The organism is Polyangiaceae bacterium (assembly GCA_020633205.1).
GTDB lineage: Bacteria > Myxococcota_A > Polyangia > Polyangiales > Polyangiaceae > JAHBVY01.
This window is the reverse complement of sequence record JACKEB010000023.1, coordinates 1-19387: the sequence shown is the minus strand read 5'-3', so window position 1 is coordinate 19387 and position 19387 is coordinate 1. Positions and strand designations below refer to the sequence as shown.

At 64.8% G+C, this 19387-nt stretch carries 11 protein-coding genes; 3 read left to right on the top strand and 8 right to left on the bottom strand.

Features of this window, described 5'->3' with window-relative positions:
• Positions 1–29: 29 nt before the first annotated feature.
• The 4 genes from H6718_34595 to H6718_34580 form a co-directional block, all read right to left on the bottom strand.
• On the bottom strand, positions 30–3992 hold the full coding sequence (locus H6718_34595; protein ID MCB9590590.1) for a protein kinase: 3963 nt from the start codon (positions 3990–3992) through the stop codon (positions 30–32).
• The gene (gene dnaK / locus H6718_34590; GenBank protein MCB9590589.1) at positions 3989–5824 is read right to left on the bottom strand and encodes a molecular chaperone DnaK; all 1836 of its coding nucleotides are present in this window, start codon (positions 5822–5824) and stop codon (positions 3989–3991) included. The genes H6718_34595 and dnaK overlap by 4 nt, the downstream gene beginning before the upstream one ends.
• A gap of 179 nt (positions 5825–6003) precedes the next feature.
• The gene (grpE, locus tag H6718_34585; GenBank protein MCB9590588.1) at positions 6004–6753 is read right to left on the bottom strand and encodes a nucleotide exchange factor GrpE; all 750 of its coding nucleotides are present in this window, start codon (positions 6751–6753) and stop codon (positions 6004–6006) included.
• On the bottom strand, positions 6674–8113 hold the full coding sequence (locus tag H6718_34580) for a hypothetical protein (protein ID MCB9590587.1): 1440 nt from the start codon (positions 8111–8113) through the stop codon (positions 6674–6676). The genes grpE and H6718_34580 overlap by 80 nt, the downstream gene beginning before the upstream one ends.
• Before the next feature lie 228 nt (positions 8114–8341).
• Between H6718_34580 and H6718_34575 the strand changes: the two genes are divergently transcribed.
• On the top strand, positions 8342–10090 hold the full coding sequence (locus H6718_34575; GenBank protein ID MCB9590586.1) for a serine/threonine protein kinase: 1749 nt from the start codon (positions 8342–8344) through the stop codon (positions 10088–10090).
• 11 nt (positions 10091–10101) lie between these two features.
• On the opposite strand, the gene H6718_34570 is transcribed toward H6718_34575, so the two are convergent.
• Entirely contained in the window at positions 10102–12918 is a 2817-nt protein-coding gene (locus H6718_34570) for a hypothetical protein (GenBank protein ID MCB9590585.1), read from the bottom strand.
• Positions 12919–13402: 484 nt separating this feature from the next.
• Here H6718_34570 and H6718_34565 point away from each other — a divergent pair, with 484 nt between their 5' ends.
• Entirely contained in the window at positions 13403–15787 is a 2385-nt protein-coding gene (locus H6718_34565; GenBank protein MCB9590584.1) for a UvrD-helicase domain-containing protein, read from the top strand.
• A 132-nt stretch (positions 15788–15919) separates the two neighbouring features.
• Here the strand turns inward: H6718_34565 and H6718_34560 are convergent, their stop codons facing one another.
• The 3 genes from H6718_34560 to H6718_34550 form a co-directional block, all read right to left on the bottom strand.
• Positions 15920–16165 (bottom strand): hypothetical protein, encoded by a 246-nt coding sequence (locus H6718_34560; protein MCB9590583.1) that lies wholly within the window; start codon positions 16163–16165, stop codon positions 15920–15922.
• Positions 16166–16369: 204 nt separating this feature from the next.
• The gene (locus tag H6718_34555; protein MCB9590582.1) at positions 16370–17491 is read right to left on the bottom strand and encodes an aromatic ring-hydroxylating dioxygenase subunit alpha; all 1122 of its coding nucleotides are present in this window, start codon (positions 17489–17491) and stop codon (positions 16370–16372) included.
• A complete protein-coding gene (locus H6718_34550) occupies positions 17488–18051 on the bottom strand; it encodes a DUF99 family protein (protein ID MCB9590581.1) in 564 nt (187 codons plus the stop codon). The genes H6718_34555 and H6718_34550 overlap by 4 nt, the downstream gene beginning before the upstream one ends.
• Positions 18052–18254: 203 nt before the next feature.
• On the opposite strand from H6718_34550, the gene H6718_34545 reads away from it, so the two are divergent.
• A complete protein-coding gene (locus tag H6718_34545) occupies positions 18255–19268 on the top strand; it encodes a hypothetical protein (GenBank protein MCB9590580.1) in 1014 nt (337 codons plus the stop codon).
• Positions 19269–19387: the final 119 nt, after the last annotated feature.

Sequence of the window (19387 nt, the reverse complement as noted above, 5' to 3'; positions counted from 1 at the left end):
CGCGTCACGCGCGGCCGCGCCCAGCCCCCTTAGCTCGGGCTAGACGGCTCGAGCGCTTCGAGCTGCATCCGGCAGTCTTCGCTGAGTAGGCGGTTCTTCGAGTCTTCCGCCAAGCGTCGCGCCAAGGTGAGCTCACGGCGTGCTCCGAGCACATCGCCTTGCTCGGCTAACAGCTTGCCCAAGAGGTAGCGGCCAGTGATCGCGTCCCACGTCCAACGCTGCGCCTCTGCAGCTGCCAAGCGCTCTCCCAGCACTCGGCGGGCGACGTTGGAGCCGTTCGCCGCATCCAGATAGGCGAGCATGATGCGGTTGAGGTTCACCATGCGGTCGGAGCCGATCACCTCAGCCACCTCGAGCGACTTCTGCAGCGCCGCGTAGGCCCGCGGGAGCTCTCCAAGGCGCATCAGTGAGTCGCCCTGATTGTGCAGGTTGACGGCAACTTCGTGGCTCAGGCCCGCTTCACGCCCCAGCTCTGCCGCCTGTTCCGCCGCGAGCGCGGAACCACCCCAGTCGCGCTGGAACGCGCGGATCAGCGCACGCACCTTCGCCCGTTCGCACAACATCACCGGGTCATCCTCCGCGGGCAAAATGGCGCTCGCGGCATCCAGCGCCTGCTGCGCGGCGTCTAGCTCTCCAGCGCCGGCGAGAGCCTGGGCGGACGAGAGCTCCATACGATGGCGCTCGAAGTCGTCGCCGCCCGTGAGCTGCTTGGCCTGCTCGATCGATTCCATTGCCGCACGGAAGTCTCCCTGGTGGAAGCAGACCTCGGCCTCGGCGGCCAGCAGCGCGCGCCGCTCGGAGCTGCTCAGCGAGGTTTGCTGAGCGAGCTGGGCGGCGCGGCTCAGGAGCTGGCGAGCCTCCTTGTAGCGATGCAAGGCACCAAGACTCAACGCGAGGTCAACGCCCGCACCCAGGCGCAGCGCGATGGACATCGCCGAGTCCTGCTCCAGGCGAACCGCGAGGCGCAAGACGAGCTCCGCCAGACCCTCGCCGGAGCGAACGTGACGAATGGCTCGGGACAACGCGCGTACCCACTCCGCGAGCTGTTCGCCGCCCCGCGCGTCCCAGTCAGCGAGATCGAGCGCCCGCGCGAGGTCGCCGACGGCGTACTCGAGGCGCCGCGCGTTCAGCTGATACATGCCGCTCGTCGCGTAGAACCCCGCCGCGCGATCCAGCTCGCCTGCTTCCGCCAGATGATAGGCGATGCGCGCCGCTTCTTGCTCAGTCCGATCTCCCAGGATCATCTGGTAGGCGTTCGCGGCACGGTGGTGCAGCTCAATCAGCTGCTCGTCATCCAGGCTCGCCAGGATCACCTCGGCCAGGAGCGGCGACGGAAACGACAGCGCCACCGGGCCGTCTCGCAGCATCAACTTCGCCGCCTCGAGGCGCTCAGCCAGCAGGTTCAGGTGCCCGAGGCTGCAGTCGAGCATTGCGCTCAAGACCGATGTATCCGCGGGGGAACTCACGATGGCCGTCGCGATGGTCAAGTCCCGCTCAGGATCGTCCAGGCGCCGAATGCGGTCGCCGAGCAGGGAGCGCAAGGGTCGAGGTACGCTGAGCACACCACCCAAATCCAGGCGGGTGATCTGCTTGTCCTCAACGACGACGGCGCCTGCTTCTTGAGCCTCGCGCAGGAGCTCTTCGACGAACATCGGGTGACCCGCGCAACGCTCATGGACGAACTGGAACAGCGCTTCCGGAACTTCCCTCACCCCCAAACGAACACAGACGAGACGATACACATCGTCTTCATCCAGGGTGCCGAGCTGCACTTCTTGATAGCCCGGTAGCTCGCGGAAATGGGCGGCCTCCCCGCTGCGAGCCGCGAACAACAGAATCAGACGCGCGCGCTCGAGTCGCTCAGCAACGCGGCTCAAGAGCTCGACGCTCGGCGCGTCGATGTCTTGAGCGTTGTCCCACGAAAAGACGTGCAGCTGATCCTTCGCGAGACCATCCAGCATGCCCGCGACGGCGTTCTTCAAGACGCCCGCGGAAGCCGCGCGATCCCCGCGACTGAGGCCAAGCTCCGTAAGGACGATCTCGACTTCTTCGTCGTGCAGCCCGAGGGCGCGCAGGCGAGGCTCCACCGCTGCGATGCGCTCCGGAGAGTCGCCCTCACGCACGCCGCACAGGGAACGCAGCATGGCGACGATGGCTGAATACGGCAGGCTCTTTCCGCTCGGAACACACTCTGCCAAGTGGCAACGGATGTTGAACTCACCGCGTTGGATGCGGCGCTCCATCTCGTAAATCAAGCGCGACTTGCCGATGCCGTGCTCGCCCACGATGCCGACCACCTGCAAGTGACGGCGCGACGCCCGCGCTAGCACGCCGCCGAGGCGCTTGAGTTCGTCGAGACGACCGACGAAGCGCCCATAGGCTTCACGCGGCGACCGGGGTTCACCGACGATCCAGGCACGCGCCGCGGTGCGCCCTGCTCCGGGCGCAGACTCCAGAGAGAACAAACGCCCGACGTTCTTCGCCGCGGCGTCGCTGATGATCAGGCTGCCCTCCAGGGTGTTGCACAGATCACGCGCCTGCCCGAGCAAGAGCGCCACGTCCGCCGCGTTCACGTCGACGATGGCACCCGCGGCGATGCGCCCCGCGTGGATCCCAACACCAGGCTCGACATCGCTCGCGCCGAGGCTCCTGAGCAGCACCAATCCAGAGCGCACCGCAAGCTCCGTGTCTCGCCCATCCGCTTCGTCCAAGCCGAACAACGCGACGACCTCGTCCGCGCCAAAGCTCAGCACGCGCGCGCCGTAGCGCTCCACCACCTCGCGGGCACGCTCGCTCGTCTCTTCACTGTTGGATCCGCGAGGCAACCGCACGATCAGCGCGGACACCTCACGTCCCGCCAGGTCCGCCAGCGCACCTTGGGGAAACGCTCGAGCGTTGACGGCCGCAGGCTCCGGGGTGGTGTCCAACACCTGCGCGACACCCTGGAAGCGCCCGGAAGATGGCGGCCCTTCGCTGGAGGTCGCCCGCACGGAGGTGATTCGCGGCTCCGAAGGTAGCTCGAGCCGTGGCTCGGATGGCAGCTCGGGACTAGACGGAGCCTCGTTCAGCTCCTCGATCAAGTCACTGAGTTCGCGTGCGCCTTGGCGCGCACCCGCCGCGTACAGCTCCTCCAAGAGCTGCTCATAGACTCGCGCCGCGCTATCACCGCGCTTGCCGGGGTCCTGCTCCAAGAGCTGCATGACCAGTGCGGAGAGCGAGGGCGACACATCGGAGCGTAGCTCCGCGGGCTGCAAAGGCTTTTCCCCAAGGATGCGAGACGAAGTCTGAGTCGGTCGCGCACCCGCGAAAGGGTGTTTCGCGGTCAGCAATCGATAGGCGAGTGTCCCCAGGCTGAAGAGGTCGCTCCGCGCGTCGATGTCATTGCCGCAGATCTGCTCGGGGCTGGTGTAGGCGAGCTTCTGGTTCAAAAGCTCTTCTTGAGCGCGTTCGCCGAGGGAGTAGAAGGCGCGACCAATTCCAAAGTCACTCAGCTTGACCTCGCCCTCCCAGCTGAGCAGCACGTTGCCCGGGTTCAAGTCGCCGTGCACGATGCCAAGCGGCGTGCCCCGTTCGTCGCGCCGCCGATGCGCATGGTCGAGCGCCTTCGCGACCTCGCTCGCGATGTACAGCGTGAGCCCCACTGGTAGCTGCTTGCCCGAGCGATCTACGAGCGAAAGCAGTCTGCGTAGGTCGAGCCCTTGCACCAGCTCGGTCGCCATGAAAAAGCTCGTGCCGACCGCCTCATCGACACGCCCAAGGTCGAACACCTGCACGACCCCTGAGTGGCTGAGGCGCACCGACAGCTGGGCTTCCCGCACGAAGCGCCCGACGAAGTCCGCTTCCGCGGAGAGCTCGGGCAGCACGCGCTTGATGACCAGGGTCTTCTCGAAGCCCTCGACGCCGAAGCTCTTCGCCTTGAAGACCTCCGTGATGCTGCCGCGCCCGAGCAGATCGAGCAGCTGGTATCGACCGTAAGTTCCCAGGCTGCTCACGAGTCTTCTTCGCCGCCGTACATCGCCTCGGCGATCTCGAACGTCGCGTTCTCGAGCCTGGCATACGCGTCGCGAATCGTGTCGATGTCGCTGCCGTTCTCCAGGCTGGCCTTCAAGAACTCGAGGTCTTCCTTCATCGCGGCGACCTTGTCCGCGTCGAGCAGATCGCCGTAGCCCTCGATCGCTTGATCCGTCGTGTAGATCAGAGTTTCCGCCTGGTTTTTCAGCTCCGCTAGTTCACGCCGCAGGTGGTCCGTCTCCTTGAACTTCTCGCCCTCGTTCACCAAGCGGTCGACCTCGTCTTGGCTGAGTCCGCTGGTAGGCGTGATGTTGAGGGACTGCGCCCTACCGGTACCGAGGTCCTTCGCTTCCACGCTGAGGATACCGTTCGCGTCGATCGAGAAAGTAACCTGGATCTTCGGGACACCACGCGGAGCCGGTGGGATCCCAGTGAGCTCGAAGTGCGCGAGGCTGCGGTTGTCGGCGGACATTTCGCGTTCGCCTTGCAGCACGTGGATCGGCACGAACGGCTGGTTGTCCACGCTGGTCGTGAAGATCTCGCTCTTTTCCGTGGGGACAGTCGTGTTGCGCGGGATCTGCTTGTAGAAGATGCCACCACCGGTCTCCACACCAATGGAGAGCGGCGTGACGTCGAGCAGCAGCACCTCATCGATTTGGCCGCCGAGTGCGGCACCCTGGACAGCAGCACCGATCGCCACCACTTCGTCGGGGTTCACCCCTTTGTGGGGATCGCGGCCAAACAGCTCCTTCACCGCGCGTTGGACGGCGGGCATGCGCGTCATGCCGCCCACCAACACCACCTGATCGATCTGGCTCGGTGCCACCTTCGCGTCACCAAGCACACGCGTGCACGCATCGACCGTCCGCTCCACCAAGTCCGAGGTGATGATCTCGAGCTCACTGCGCTTGAGCGTCCGCTCGAGATGCATGGGTCCACTGGGCCCGGTCGCAATGAACGGAATATTGATCTCAGTGGAGAGCGAACTCGAGAGCTCGTGCTTGGCCTTCTCCGCGGCCTCCTTCAGGCGCTGCAACGCCATGCGGTCCTTCCGCAGATCGATGTCGTGCTCCTTGAGGAACTCCTCGGCGAGCTTATCGATGATGCGAATGTCGAAGTCCTCGCCACCAAGATGGGTGTCGCCGCCCGTCGCCTTCACGTTGAAGACGCCCCCGGCGATTTCGAGGATCGAGATATCGAAGGTGCCACCACCCAAGTCGTAGACAGCAATCCGCTCGGAAGCGGTCTTGTCGAGCCCGTACGCCAACGCAGCCGCCGTGGGCTCGTTGATGATGCGCTTCACCTCGAGACCCGCGATGCGCCCTGCATCTTTCGTCGCTTGGCGCTGTGCGTCGTCGAAGTACGCCGGCACGGTGATGACTGCCTCAACGACTGTCTCGCCGACGAACGACTCAGCGATTTGCTTCATCGCGGTGAGCACGAAGCTCGAGACTTCGGGGGGCGACATCGCCTTGCCTTGGACCTTCACCCAAGCGTCGCCGTTGTCGTGCCGAGCTACCTCGTAAGGCACGCTCTCCCGATGGCGCTTGATGTCGGTCGCGTCGAAGGACTGCCCCATGAGGCGCTTGACCGCGTAGACGGTGTTCTCAGGGTTGGTCGTGGCCTGACGCTTGGCAACCTGCCCAACCAAGCGCTCACCGCTCGCCGTGAACGCGACGATGGAAGGCGTGGTGCGCGCGCCATCTGCGTTGGGGATCACCCGCACTTCGGGTTCTCCAGTGGCGCTCACGCCTTCCAAGACGGCGACGCACGAGTTCGTGGTCCCCAAGTCGATACCGATGATCTTGCCCATGGGACGCGTGAGCATACCCGTCCGCTCGAGTGGACTGGAGGGATATGGTTAGCTTTTTAGGAGCCGGGCAGGCGCGCGGACGCCACGCAGCGCAACCTCCGCCTGCGCCGGGCACGCCAGATGCTCAGCGAAGGCGTGGAACGCCCTCAGACCGCACGTAGGACGCAGAAAAGCGGAACCTAGGGAGCTTTGGCCACGACGACGAGCGCTGGACGAATCAACCGCTCGCCTTGGCGATAACCCGCTTGCACTTCGGCGGCCACGCTGCCCGGAGGGTGCTCTTCCGTGGCCATCTGCTGGATCGCCTCGTGTACGCTTGGGTCAAAAGGCTTACCCACAGCCTCGACGCGCTCGATGTTCAGGCGGCCCAGAGTGTCCGTGAACTGCTTCATCACCATGCGAATGCCGTCAGCAAGCGACGCGACTTCGGAAGCGGTCTCGGCGTGTTGAGCGGCGCGCTCGAGGTTGTCGAAGACCGGCAACATCTCTTTCAACAGCTGGTCCGTGCCGCGCTGCTCTGCATCCACGAGCTCCTTGCGGGTGCGCTTGCGGAAATTGTCGAAGTCAGCCGCGGTGCGAAGCAGTTGCTCCTTGAGGCGCTTGGCCTCTGCTTGAGCCTGCTCCAACGGGTCCACGGGCGCCTCGGCGGCCGCGACCTCGGCGTCGCCAGAGTTGCCTTCTGCCGATTCCGCAGCGCCTTGCTCCGGTGCTGCGGCCTCGGTTGCTTCCAGGTTCTCGTTCTCGTCGCTCACGGGCCCGCTAATATAATCAACGGATCCGCTTTGCAAACGTGTGGCCGACGTTTCCGCCCGGGTCGTTCGTAGAACGCAGCGAAAAACGGCCCCAGGCTCAGTGCTGGGCGTCCTTGGGTGCGTCGATACAACGCGCTTGGCGCAGGGCGGTGACCTCTCCCCCGCTCGACCGAGCATCGTCCAGAAGCGGCTCCGGCGGCGGGGCCAACCACACATCTGGTGGCTGGGGAAAGGCCCAAAAGTGCAGCGGGTTTCCCAGAGGCAGGCGCTCCACCGCGCCAGGACGAGCCGCGGCGGCGTTGCCGCGACCGTAACCGATGCGCTCGAGCCAGAAACAATAGGCGTCCGCCGCGGGAGCATACAGATGGCGCGTGGCGCCCTGCAGCGTGAGGTCCGCCTCCGCCACTACCTGCTGCTCAGGCGAGCCAGCATGCTGCAGCGCACGGAAATGACGACGACCCGCCGGCAGTCTGAGCACGACGCCCGCGTCGGGAGACTCCTGACTGGTGACCGAGATACGAGCCACGATCTCGCCGTCCACCTCGAGGGCGAGCGGGTGCTCCGTGAGGTTCAGCACCTGAATCCGCGGTCGATGAATGACGTAGCTTGCGACACTCAGGAGCGCCGTCGCGAGCAGCACCGCGAACATCCACCGCGCGCCGGGCGTTGCTGTCGGCGCGCGGCGCGGCGCAACCCCACGAGAGAGTGCAATCACCCGCTCTGGATTCAACGCCAAGAGCTGCTGCGCAAAGTCGGCTCGAGCGCAGCGCAACACAGCGACCCAGTCTTCGCGAGGAGTCTCGCGAATCGCCAGCGCCGGGTAGCGCGAACAGCCGGGGCGTCGTCGCAAGCGCGCCCATGCGTACCACCCCAAACCACGCATCCCGAACAGGCCAGCAACGATTCCGCAAGGCAATACAAAGAGCCCCCAGCGGCTGAACCATGAGCCAACCGAGAGCTGCCACGTGCCGGCGTTCGCGAGTCGCTCGAACATCAGTGGGAGACCCAGGGCAGTCGCCCCCCCAATCAACAACGCCGCCAAAACCACACTCAATGAGCGCGTCCGGGAAACGGCGTCGTGGGTCAAGCAACGCTCGCAGAGCGGCACAATCAGCGCGCCAGGCCGGGTCTCCAAGTCGAGTTTCCGAGATGCGCTCGACGGTGCCCCGCAACACGCGCAGACCTGCGGCAGCACGAGCGACGCTAGCGCGGCGTGCGCCTGCGCTTGTCGAGCAGCGTCGGGATGAGCAGCGTCACCCGCACGCTTACTCTCGATGGCCTTGCCGGACGCTTCAAGAGCATCGTCACCCGGGTTTGGGGGTGAGGGAGCGCTGGGTGCGTCGTCGACCTCCGTAGCGGAAAGCTTGAGAACCGCGAGGTCAACCGACTCGGGCGCCGCGACCACCGGCACCGCGGCATCGACAGCTCCGTCGACAGCCCCCTCCGCGACACCGAGCTCCCCGAGCGCCGAACTCGACGCGGAATCGCCGCCTCGCAGCTCCTCCAGTTTCAATTCATCGTCAGTCGGGTCGCGCATCTCGTGTCAGCGGCACACATAAGTCAGCCAAGCGGCCGCTCGAAACGAAACCGCCGCTCGAAACGAAACCACCGCTCGAAACGAACCGCCGCTCGAAACGAACCGCCGCTCGAAACAAACAGCGCAGCGACGGCAAGCGAACGATAAAAAAACCCCTGCACAACGCCCACTTCTTGTTTCCCCAGGCCAAGGGCTTGAACGTTTTAGTTTGGAGGTGTCCCTGCGCCCGTGGTCTTCGGGTACGCTCGAACGTTGCGCATGCGTGGGGGGAACGCATTGCCCCAGGTTGGGGACAAGTACCGACTGCTTGAGCAGATCGGCTCAGGTGGGATGAGCGTGGTGTACCGAGCGGAGCACCTGCTGATTGGCCGCGAGGTCGCGGTGAAGCTTTTGTTGCCGGAGCGCGCTGGAGATCGCGCGCTGGGCGCTCGCCTGATGCGTGAGGCGCGAGCGCTCGGCAAGCTGCACCACCCAGGCGTTGCCCAGGTCATGGACGCTGGCGTGTGCGAGATGGGGCCCTACCTCGTGATGGAGTTCCTCGATGGGGTCACGCTAAACCAGTTCATTCGTCGCACCCAGCTGACCATCGACGCCGCGTTGGGCGTAGTGGTCCGGGTGTTGGATGCGCTGAGTGCCGCGCACGACGTCGGTATCGTTCATCGAGACCTCAAGCCAGAGAATGTGTTCTTGAGTCTGGATGACGCGGGCAAGCCGTGCATCAAGCTGCTCGACTTCGGGATCGCGAAGTCACTCGAAGACTGCGGGGACAGCGACGCCCGCACGAGCACAGGAATGATCTTGGGCACCCCGGACTATCTGAGCCCAGAACAAGCAACCGGGGACCACTGGGTAGATGCCCGCAGTGACGTATTCAGCGCCGGAGTCATGCTCTACGAGCTACTCACCGGCGAGCGGCCGTTCCAAGCTGCTTCGGCTGTCGCGACCGCGTATCGCATCGCTCACTCAGAGCCAGAACCGCTGAGCCAGCGCAAAGTCCCGCGAGGTCCAGCCCTCGACGCACTGCTGGGCCGCGCGATGGCCAAGGACCGTGAGCGCCGCTACACCTCCGCAAAAGATTTCCGCGCAGATTTAATTGAACTAGTCGAAGACACAGACGCCATGGAGCGAGAGCTCGCCGGCAGCCTGCGCTTGCGGCACAGCCAGCGGGTCGCCGCCAAGGCGAGGCACGCCCCGCTGACGCCAACGGTCCGCCTCGACGAAGAAGTACCCAAGCACCGCGCCGCGCGCAGCAGTCGCCCACCGAGAGAGTCGAGACAGTCGAACCCCAACGACCTCTTGGCGGCAGAGCGTCGGCCACGCGCGTCGACACCCAGGACTCGCAACCCAAGCGACGAGACGCTAGAGAGCCCGCGGCAACTTGACTGGTCACATCGCCCGAAGCTGGAGGCTCAGTCGCCTTTCCACACGCGTGGTGCAGTCGTCCAGGCTCTGGACCGCTACATCGCGCAAAACTTCGCGCCCTGGATGCACCGGCGCGTGCTCGATGGCCTCCCCCCAGATGCTCGCGCGGAACTCGAAGAGCAAACGCTGCAAGCCATCGTTTATTACCCCATGGATATGGCAGCCAGCTACTTGAGAGTGGCGACCGATGAACTCTACGGCGGAAACCCTGCCTGGTGTCGCCAAGCGGGAGAGAGCGCAGTCGACGGCAGCCTTGGGCCGATGCTGAGATCGGCGTTGCGACTCGCACCTTTGGTGGTTGTGATGCGGCGCCTGACCACCGCCTGCAAGCCACTCCTAGACTTCGGAGATTGGCGTCTCGATCCCGACAACGGAGAGCTCATAATCGAGAACTTCGAGGCTGCGCCGATGGGGCTTCGCTTGTGGCTCGCGGGCGTGCTTTCCGGAGGACTACGTCACGCTTGCCCTGGCGCGCGCATCGATCTGCGGCGCGGGGAGCAGAGCTTCGCGCGACGCTTGGTGTTGACGGCCCAAGAGCAGTCTCGGGAGGAGTGACCGCGGAGATCTCAAGGCTTCCAGGAGAAGGCGTCCTGCGCCTCCTTGTAGTGCTTGTCGATATCCAAAGCCTTCTTGAAGAGACCATGGGCCCTGGGGAAGTCACCCCCAGTCCAGGCGAGCAGGCCTCGCAAGAAGAACACATGAGACTCCGTCGCGCCTTCGCTCGCCGCGGAGTCAACGAGGCGCACCACCTGGCCCCGCGGCTTGCCGGCCCTCAGCTGTTGGTGGGCTTGTTCCAGGAACGCGTCGCCAAGCACGCGATGTCCCACGCCATAATCCATGATGGCCAGAGCTCGCCGCGCCATCTCCAGCGCCTTCTCTGGTTTGCGCTGGAGGGTGTAGAAGTCAGCCACCCGACCCGCCAGCCACGCGGAGTTCGGCTCCAGCACGAGCTGACTCTTGTAGATGGACTCCGCCGCTTCCCATTCGCCGCGCTCCTTGAAGATCTTGAGCATCGCCGACAGGCCGTACGCATCTGTCGGGTCGGACTCCAGTAGGGCCTTCGCCAGCGCGAAGCGCCGCTCGCGGGCTGCCTTCTGATGAATGGCTAGCTCGAGCTCGCAGCGCTTTTGCCACACGGATCCAGGGTCGAGCACGCCCGCTTTCGCGGTTGCGGCTGCGGCATCGTCGAGCTTCTTCTGGGCGAACGCGACGTAGGCCACCCGGCGCCAAACATCGGGGTCTCTCGGCGCAAGCTTGCTCGCCTTGTCGATCAGCACGCGTGCCCTGACGAGGCCTACGGGCTCATACTTGTCGTTGTGCAAGTAGGCCGCGTCCTGGGCCACGCGAGAGCCCAGCTCCAGCACTCGCGGGTCGTTTTCATCCAGCGCCTCGGCTTGCTCCAAGAGCTTGGTCGCCTTGAGGAGCCCTTGCTTGTCCGGCGCCTGGCGCATCACGAAGATGCCTTCTTCGGCCAAAGCGCGAGCCTTCGACGCCCCGTCGCTCGGCTTGAACGTGGCGCGCGGTGGCGCCGTGAGCACCGGCGTTGGGAACCAGGTGGACTTTTCCGCGTAGTAAAGCCAGATCTTCTGTTGAGCACCACCCCCGACCAGGTAGCGACCGTCAGGTGAGTAGGCCAGTGCCGGAAAGCCGACGTTGCCACCGAACGTGGCTTGGAGCGGCTCCCCCTTGAAGGGGTCTGAGACCACGAGCAGGTGATCCTTGCCGCCGGTCGCCATCAAGCCGTTCTTGTCGCTCAGCGCAATTCGCCAAACCTCGTCGCGGTGCACGCTGATCACATGCCGCACATCGCGGGCTGCCATGTTCCACACCAGGATGCGTGTGTCGTCTCCCGCGCTGATCAGGCCAGCACCATCCGCTGTGAACTTGAGGTCGCTCACGCTCGCGCCGTGCACCAACTTGAAGAGCTTGGCGCCCGACTCTCGGTCCCAGAGCGTGATATCCGGCCCCATCGCGCTCGTCGCGAACAGCTTCTCATCAGGGGAAAACGCCACAGCCAAACCAGGAGAGCCAAGGCTGAACCTCCGCAGCTCCTTGCCAGTCTCGGCGTCGTAGATCCTCGCCACCCCGTCGGCGCCCGAAGACGCGAGGAGCTTGCCTTCCTTGGAGAACTCGACGTCGTGAATGCCACCCGCCGAGTCCGGAATGCTGCGGATCACCTTCCCCGACTCGACCGACCAGATGCGCAACTGCCCGTCTTTGCCGCCCGCCGCGACTATCTTTCCCTGAGGATCTACTGCGAGGGATTGCACCTGCCCCTGCTGGCCGCTGAAAGAGCGTAGCGGTTCTTCGTGATCACGGTGCCAGAGCTTGATTGCGCCGTCATATCCCGCGCTGACGAAGTGTTCGCTGTCAGGCAGCCACGCCAGACTGCTCACGACTCCGAGGTGCCCCACGAACTCCCGCTGCCAAACGACCAGCGCGCCCGAAGGGGGAAGGCGCGGCGGCAACACACCGCTAACAGTCGGTGCGGGCGCGGCTGCCGTCTGTGCTTCCGAGCGCGTGGAGTACCAGGCGAATCCGACTGCCGGAACCGCGACGAGCAGCGTCAGCACCACGCCGAGGATCAACATGCGCTTCAGATTGAGCGGCGTCTCCTTGCGCTCGAAGGCGAGGTGCGCGCTACTGGCCGAAGGAAAACGACGGCTAGCATCAGGCTGGAGCAGTCGCTCGACCAGGGGCGCCAGCCACGTGCTGAGCCTTAGCGAGCGGAGGTCGACTTTGCCCCCCGGAGTGACCAGTTCCGCAGGGGAACGCCTGGCCAGCATGTAGACGAGCAAGGCGCCCAACGCGTAGAGATCGGAGGAGACTGCCTTCTGCCCTCGAGTTTCCTCTGGCGCGGCAAACCCAACGGCGCCGCGCAGCTGAGTCGCTCCTTCGAAGCGCTCCACATCGCCAAAGCACACGAGCTTCGGGCCCGCCTGGTTGTCCACGAATACGTAGTCTGGACACAGTTGACCGTGCAAAACTGGCGGCGCTTGCTCGTGAAGGAACCCGAGCCCTTCGAGCATCTGCTGTGCGAACTTGACGACGCGCTCTTGGCTCGGAGCCGCTCCACTCTCAATCCACTGGCGCAGGCTCACCCCCGGCGCGAGCTCCTGAAACAGCAGCCCCCAGTAGCCATCCACGCGCTCCACGAAGCCTTGCTCGACGTAGCTCACCAACGCCCGATGACGCAGCCGGCAGAGCTTCTTCGCGTCGGCTTCGAACTGAGTCACCGCCTGCGCGTCGCTCAGCTCGAGCAACGTGAGTACGCGCGAGCTCCCATCGCGAAGCGACGTCACCCGGTAGCGGCGCGGCCCAAGTGCTTGCTCGACGCGGTGGTTCTGGATGACTTCTTCGGGCTGCAGCTGCCAGTTGCGCATAGGAACTCTCGACTACCCCCGGGTGGGCGGAGCCTAGTAGATGTTCCCTGCGGCCACCAGGGTGAGCCGGATGCCGCACGGTCGCCGACGTTTTCGCCACGGGAGCGTTTCTTCGTCGCAACGGCGACTAACCAACTTTGGACTTGAGCCAACTAGAGTTTCGTGTCTCGAGCGACACGCTACGCGCGGCAAGCACGATTTCCCACACGGATAAACTCTCCCCCAAACCCGCGCACGGAGGTGGCCAGGCGCCTGCCCGACCAGTCCACGGGAACCCACCCAGAGGAGCCTGAACGCCGCGCACAGATCGGCGTGCGCGAAATGTACGCGCGCGCTGCTTTCGGCAGAAACCAGCCGGCAACTGCGGCTGGGGCACTTGATACGCAACCGATCCGCGCGCTTCCCGATCAGCGCTGGCCAGGGCCGCGCGCCTGAGGTACGGCCCTGAAACCGGGCGCGGCATGCACCCTGGCGAAACGCGCAAATGACGGAACTGAATCCTCCCCAGCAGCTGGCAGTCGCTCACGACAGTGGCCCCCTCTTGGTGTTCGCAGGCGCCGGTAGCGGTAAGACCCGCGTCATCACGTTTCGCGTCGCGAACTTGCTCGCGCTGCACCAGGTGCCGCCCTATCGCATCCTGGCGGTCACGTTCACGAACAAGGCAGCAGGAGAGCTGAAGGAGCGCCTTGGCAAGCTGGCTGGTGAAGCCATCGTGCGCGATCTTTGGGTGGGCACGTTTCACTCGATCTGCGTGCGCCTGCTGCGTCGCTACCACGATCAGGTCGGGCTCTCGCGCCACTTCTTGATTTACGACGATAGCGACCAAAAAGCGCTACTTGGACGCATCATCAAGGCGGAAAAGCTAAGCGATCGGGAGTACCCGCCGCGCGTCGTCTTGAGCCGCATCCACGTTCACAAGCGCGAGGGCCGCGGCCCCGACGACATCAAGCTCTCGCCGAACTTCGACGGCAACATGGTGGAGCTCTACCGCAAGTACCAACAGGCGCTGCGCGCGGCCGATGCGGTGGACTTCGAAGACCTCTTGGTGCTCGGCACACAACTCGCGGAGAGCGATTCGCCCGCAGGGCGCGACCTTCGCCAGCGCTTCGATCACGTCTTGGTCGATGAGTTTCAAGACACGAACCAGATCCAGTACCGCCTCGTGCGGGCGCTCGCCGCGAGCACCCAGAATCTGTGCGTCGTCGGCGATGACGACCAGTCGATCTACAGCTGGCGTGGCGCAGACGTGCGCAACATCCGCGGTTTCCGCAAGGATTTCCCTGGGGCGCAGGTCGTCAAGCTGGAGCAGAACTACCGCTCCAGCGGCAATATCGTCGCTGCAGCGCTCGGGGTCATCGAGCGCGCTCTCGAGCGTGAACCGAAGCAGCTCTTCACACAGTCTCCTCCTGGTGAGCCGGTGCGTATCCGAGGCGTGCTCGACGAAAAGGAGGAGGCCCGCTCGGTGGTCATGGGTATCGCCTCTGAGCTCCAGCAAGGCACGGACGCGCGCGAAATCGCCATCTTCTATCGCACCCATGCTCAATCCCGCGTGCTCGAAGGCGAGCTCCGCGCGCGCAACATCAGCTACCAGATCATCGGCGGCACGAAGTTCTTCGACCGCGCAGAAGTGAAGGACCTGCTCAGCTACCTGCGGCTGATCATGAACCCGAAGAGCGACGCCGATCTGCTCCGCGTCGTCAACACTCCAACCCGCGGCATCGGCAACAAGACGCTGGATGCCTTGATGGATGTGGCGCGCGACCTCGGCGTGAGCCTGTTCGATGCGATCAAGAGCCCTGCCCTGGAAAAGAAGCTCTCGAAGCGCGCCACCCAGGCGCTGCTGCGCTTCCACGAACTCATCGACGGATTCCGCGCAGAAATGGATCAACTTCACGCGGACGAACTCGCGGAGCAAGTGCTCGAGCGCAGCGGGTACGTCGATGCGCTGAAGAAGCAAGACACCGCAGAGGCCGACGCGCGCCTCGAGAACTTGCAGGAAACCGTGGGCTCCATCCGTGAGTACCTGCTCGAGGCAGAGCACCTCGGTGAGGAGCCATCCCTCGAAGCGTACCTCGAGCGCGTCGCGCTGATCGCCGACGTCGACAGCATGCAAGATCAAGCGCCCAGCGTGGTGCTGATGACCGTGCACGCCGCCAAGGGCCTGGAGTTCGAGGTAGTGTACCTCACGGGCATGGAAGAAGGCGTCTTCCCCTACCGCGGAATGGACGGCGATCGCGACGAGCTCGAAGAGGAGCGCCGCCTCGCCTACGTCGCGCTGACCCGTGCACGGCGGCTCCTCACGTTGACCCACGCTAGCCAGCGCATGCTGTTCGGTCGCACTGAACCGCGCAGCCCGAGTCGTTTCCTTTCGGATATACCTGAAGACGTCTCGGAGCAGCAGGGCCTAGGTAGGCGCTTCGGCGTGAACTCCCTGGGCGGGTATGCAGGCGGCTACTCGGGGCGGGTGGATCCATACGCGCGTCGACCGGCCTACGACGAGTACGACCAAGACGTGGACTACTCCCAGACGACGGCCCGAGGACGTCGAGTTTCGGGCTCGGGGGGGAGGAGCTCCTGGCAAGATCTGCGGAGCCGCATGCTCGCCGGCAACGCCAGCGGCAGCGGCCGGGCTGCGGCAGAGTCAGGCAACGACGGCCGCTGGGTGGACACCGAGGCGTTCGACGACGTGGGCGACGAAGCCATGGATCTACGCTGGATGCGCCCAGGCGCCCGCGTCTATCACGATCGCTTCGGCAAAGGCGTGGTGCGCGAGATCAAGCCCGAGTCGCCCCCACGCATCGTCGCCGACTTTGGCGGCTTCGGCGTACGCACGGTGCTCGCCACCAAGCTGAACCGCACCGCTCACTAGTTTCGACGAGCGTGCTGCCGCAAGAGGCGTGGGCCCAAGCGGACCCACGCCCATACCCCTACTTGATGCAGAGGCGGTGAAGGGTACCGAGGATGCGATTGAAGCGCCGGCGGAGCGCGTCCTCCAAGGGAGCTATCTGCCCCAGCGCAGCGGCAACCTCCAAGCACGCCAAAGTTTCACGCGCTGACCCCATCGCAGAGTGAAAACGCGCCGCTTGGTTGCGGCCACGGCTGAGCAACCCTCGGCAACGTTGAGGGCTATGGAGGACTGGGCGCGGTGCAGTTGCCGCCCCAGATCCGAATCCGCGCGGTAAATTTGCTCCGCTAGTGGCCGGATCAGCACGATGGTTTCGAGAATGAATGGATAGATATCGAGCATTGGGTGACCTCCTTTCGATCACCCGATCGCCACGCCGGCGAGTCGCAGGCGTCGTCGAGGCTGCGAGCCCAGCGAGCACCGGGCGCAGCCCGGCGAAGGCCTGGACGACGCCGAGCACGCCGGCAAAATTCGAAAAGAACGAACTCGAACGCGAACGCGAACTCGAACTCGAACGCGAACGCGAACGCGAACCCGAACGCAAACTCACTCTCGCAACGCGGAAAGCAACCAGCGCTGAAAGTGATGCACGCCTTGCTCCCGGGTCGGGGAGTAACGCCCCCGGGTGTAGGCGCTCGAGCGCACCCCGCGCTGGACCTGCTCGACGATGGCTTCGTCTTCGAGCTCGACCTGATGCAAGTCGGCACCTGCTCCGACCTCGAGACGCGACGCGTCCCACACGTACACCAAGTAGGTCACCACGCTGGTCTCGGCACTGCTTGGTTCCACCAAGTTGATGCTGAGCCCCCATGGATAGAAATTGAGCATCAAGCCGGGGAACAGCTGAACGTAGTAGCCCGCGACGCGCCCCGCCGCATGGCCAAAGTCGGGGTCATTCGCTTCCAGCTCGAAGCACGCGGCGTCTGGTTGCTTGGCGTCCGCAAACCCCACTTGGAGTGAGCCCTGCTCAAATAGTTCCGTACGGTAACTCCCGAAGTCGAGGGCTTGGTTGAGCGCGGGGTGCACGAAGGGAATGTGAAAACCCTCGAGGTAGTTGTCGCAGTAGAGGGCCCAGTTGGCTCGGAGCTCGTAACGCCGCTCGAAGCGCAGGCTGGCGCTGCTGCTTGCGAACGCATCGAGCATGCGGCGGTACACACTACCTAGGCGCCTCGAGAGCCACTCGAGGCCCGCTTCAAGGTCGACCAGCGGCGTGCCTGACGCGACACAAGTACCGACCAGGGGCCCCAAACGCAGCACCGGATAGCTACGCAGGTGATCGCTATCCGCAGGGAAACCGACAACCCCTTCAAACTCCGGCATGTGCTGACAGCGCCCAGTGAGCCCGAAGCGCCGACCGTGATAGGGACAGCGTAGGCTCTGTACATCACATGGCTTTCGCACGAGCAACGCACCGCGGTGCGTGCACACATTGGACAGGCAACGTAGCTCGCCATCGTCCACGAACACGAGCGGTTCGTTCAGCACACCCGGGAGGGGGCTCCAGGGTTCGACGCGCGCAGTGGGCGCCGACCGGAAGAGCCACGCCCGCGGCCAGAGGTGGCGCCGCTGGCGCTGCCAGTAGACCGAGTCGGTGTACGCAATTCCGGGGAGCGTCGCTGCATGTGCGATGCGTGGGTCGATCTCTAGTTCATCGGGATGCAGGTTCATGCGCGGCCCCGACTCTCCCCCGTCTCGAGTGCGCCCGCAATCAGGTGCGCGACGCGCAAGGGCTCTGGCAACGAGCCGTGGAGCGTCGAACGTTGCAGCCACTGGGCCGCCAAGCTGCGCCCCAAGCCGACGCGCTGCACGAACACACCCCTCAGAGGTTCCATCGGCCCCGCGGCGTCGATCAGCTCCCACTTGCGCTCACCGCCGGGGAGCTTGCGCAGCGCCGCGCGGATCTGCGCCATGCGCGGCTGCCGACGCGCCACCACCATCACTGGAAGCCCGGTGAGCTGGTGCAAGCCGTGAACATCCACCACGTTGAATCCGGCGAGGGCGATGCCCTGGAGCAAGATCCCGCCGACGTGGCCCCGATAGTGGGAGTCGTTCAACAGTTGCGCGATGCGCGCTGTCGAGTTGCGTCCATCCCGCCGCACCTTGCCGACCAACACACCGTCGAGGCGGGTTCCCGCAAACACCGTCCCGACGAAGCGTACATCTCCACGGAAACGCGCCCCCGCCACGTCGCGAGGAAACGGGCAGTCGTCTATCCCGAGCAAGTTCACGCGCCGAGCTTACTCTCACCACCGGGGCGCGGGCTCGATCGGCGGCGTTAGTTTGACTTGCAAGCCGCGAGGCGAGGCGCCGAGGCCACGCTCCTCACGTGGCGCAGGCGCCACGCCAAGGGCCAACCGGTGGTGAAATTCGCGCAAATCCGGCGGCAAACGGCCATGTTGGGCTCGGCATGTCGCTTGCTCAAGCGCAGGTCATGAAGACGCCACGACTGCTCCACCCAACCACCCTGCGTTTGGCCCTGCTCACCAGCGCGCTGGCTCTCACCGCCAGCGCTTGCGGGGGCAGCGATGATGGAACCGCTGGCAGCGGTGGCTCGGGCGCAAGCGGTGGCTCCGGTGCAAGCGGCGGCTCCAGCGCCAGCGGCGGCTCGGCTGGCATTGGGGGCCAAGGTGGCGGTGGCGGCGCCGGCTGGCGCACCCTGGTGTCGGGCGACTGGACCATGGAGCCCGGCGGAGAAGGCTACGTCTGCGTGCGCTATACCGTTCCCGAAGATGTTTACGTGAGCGCGTTCCGCCCCGTCGCACCCTTCGGCACGCACCACACGGTGCTCAGCGTCGAGGAAGACGGGAAGCCCGATGGGCAGGACGACTGCGATGGGGGGATGAACGGCCCACGCATGCTGTACGGCTCGGGTGTTGGCACAGACGCCCTTGAGTTCCCGTCCGGAGTCGCGGTAAAGATTGCCGCGGGGGAACAAATCAAGCTGAACCTGCACCTCTTCAACGCGACACCCAAGGCGATCGCTGGCACCAGCGCGATCGAGATCTTGGCGGTCGAAGCAGCGGACGTCGAACACGAGGCGCTCGCGGTGCTTGCTGGCAAGGATAAAGGGCTCTTCGTTGACACGGGTGAGACAACCCAGACTGGGTACTGCACCTCCCCCATCCCCCTCAACGTGTTCGCGGTGATGCCCCACATGCACACCCTCGGCAGCCACATGAAGGTCACGAGCCTTGGGAGCAATCCAAGCACGCTCCTCGACACGGACTATGAGTTCGAAGAACAGCGCTTCCGCTTGCTCGACCCGCCGGTGAGCATGCAGAAGGGAGATCAGCTTCAGGTCGATTGCACCTACATCAACGATACCGGGGGTGCGGTGCAGTACGGCGAGAGCACCAACGACGAGATGTGCTACGCGGGTGCATACATCTACGCGGAAGACCCAAGCATCAAGCTGCAGACCAAAGGCGTGACCTGCACGCAGTAGCCGCCAGCTGCCGCCAGCCGCATTCCGTTCCGCACGGTAATGTTGTTAGGGACTCGCAGGCAAACGGTCGGGCCACACGTGGCCGCGAGCCGCACGGAGCGCTTCAGCACTATAAAGCA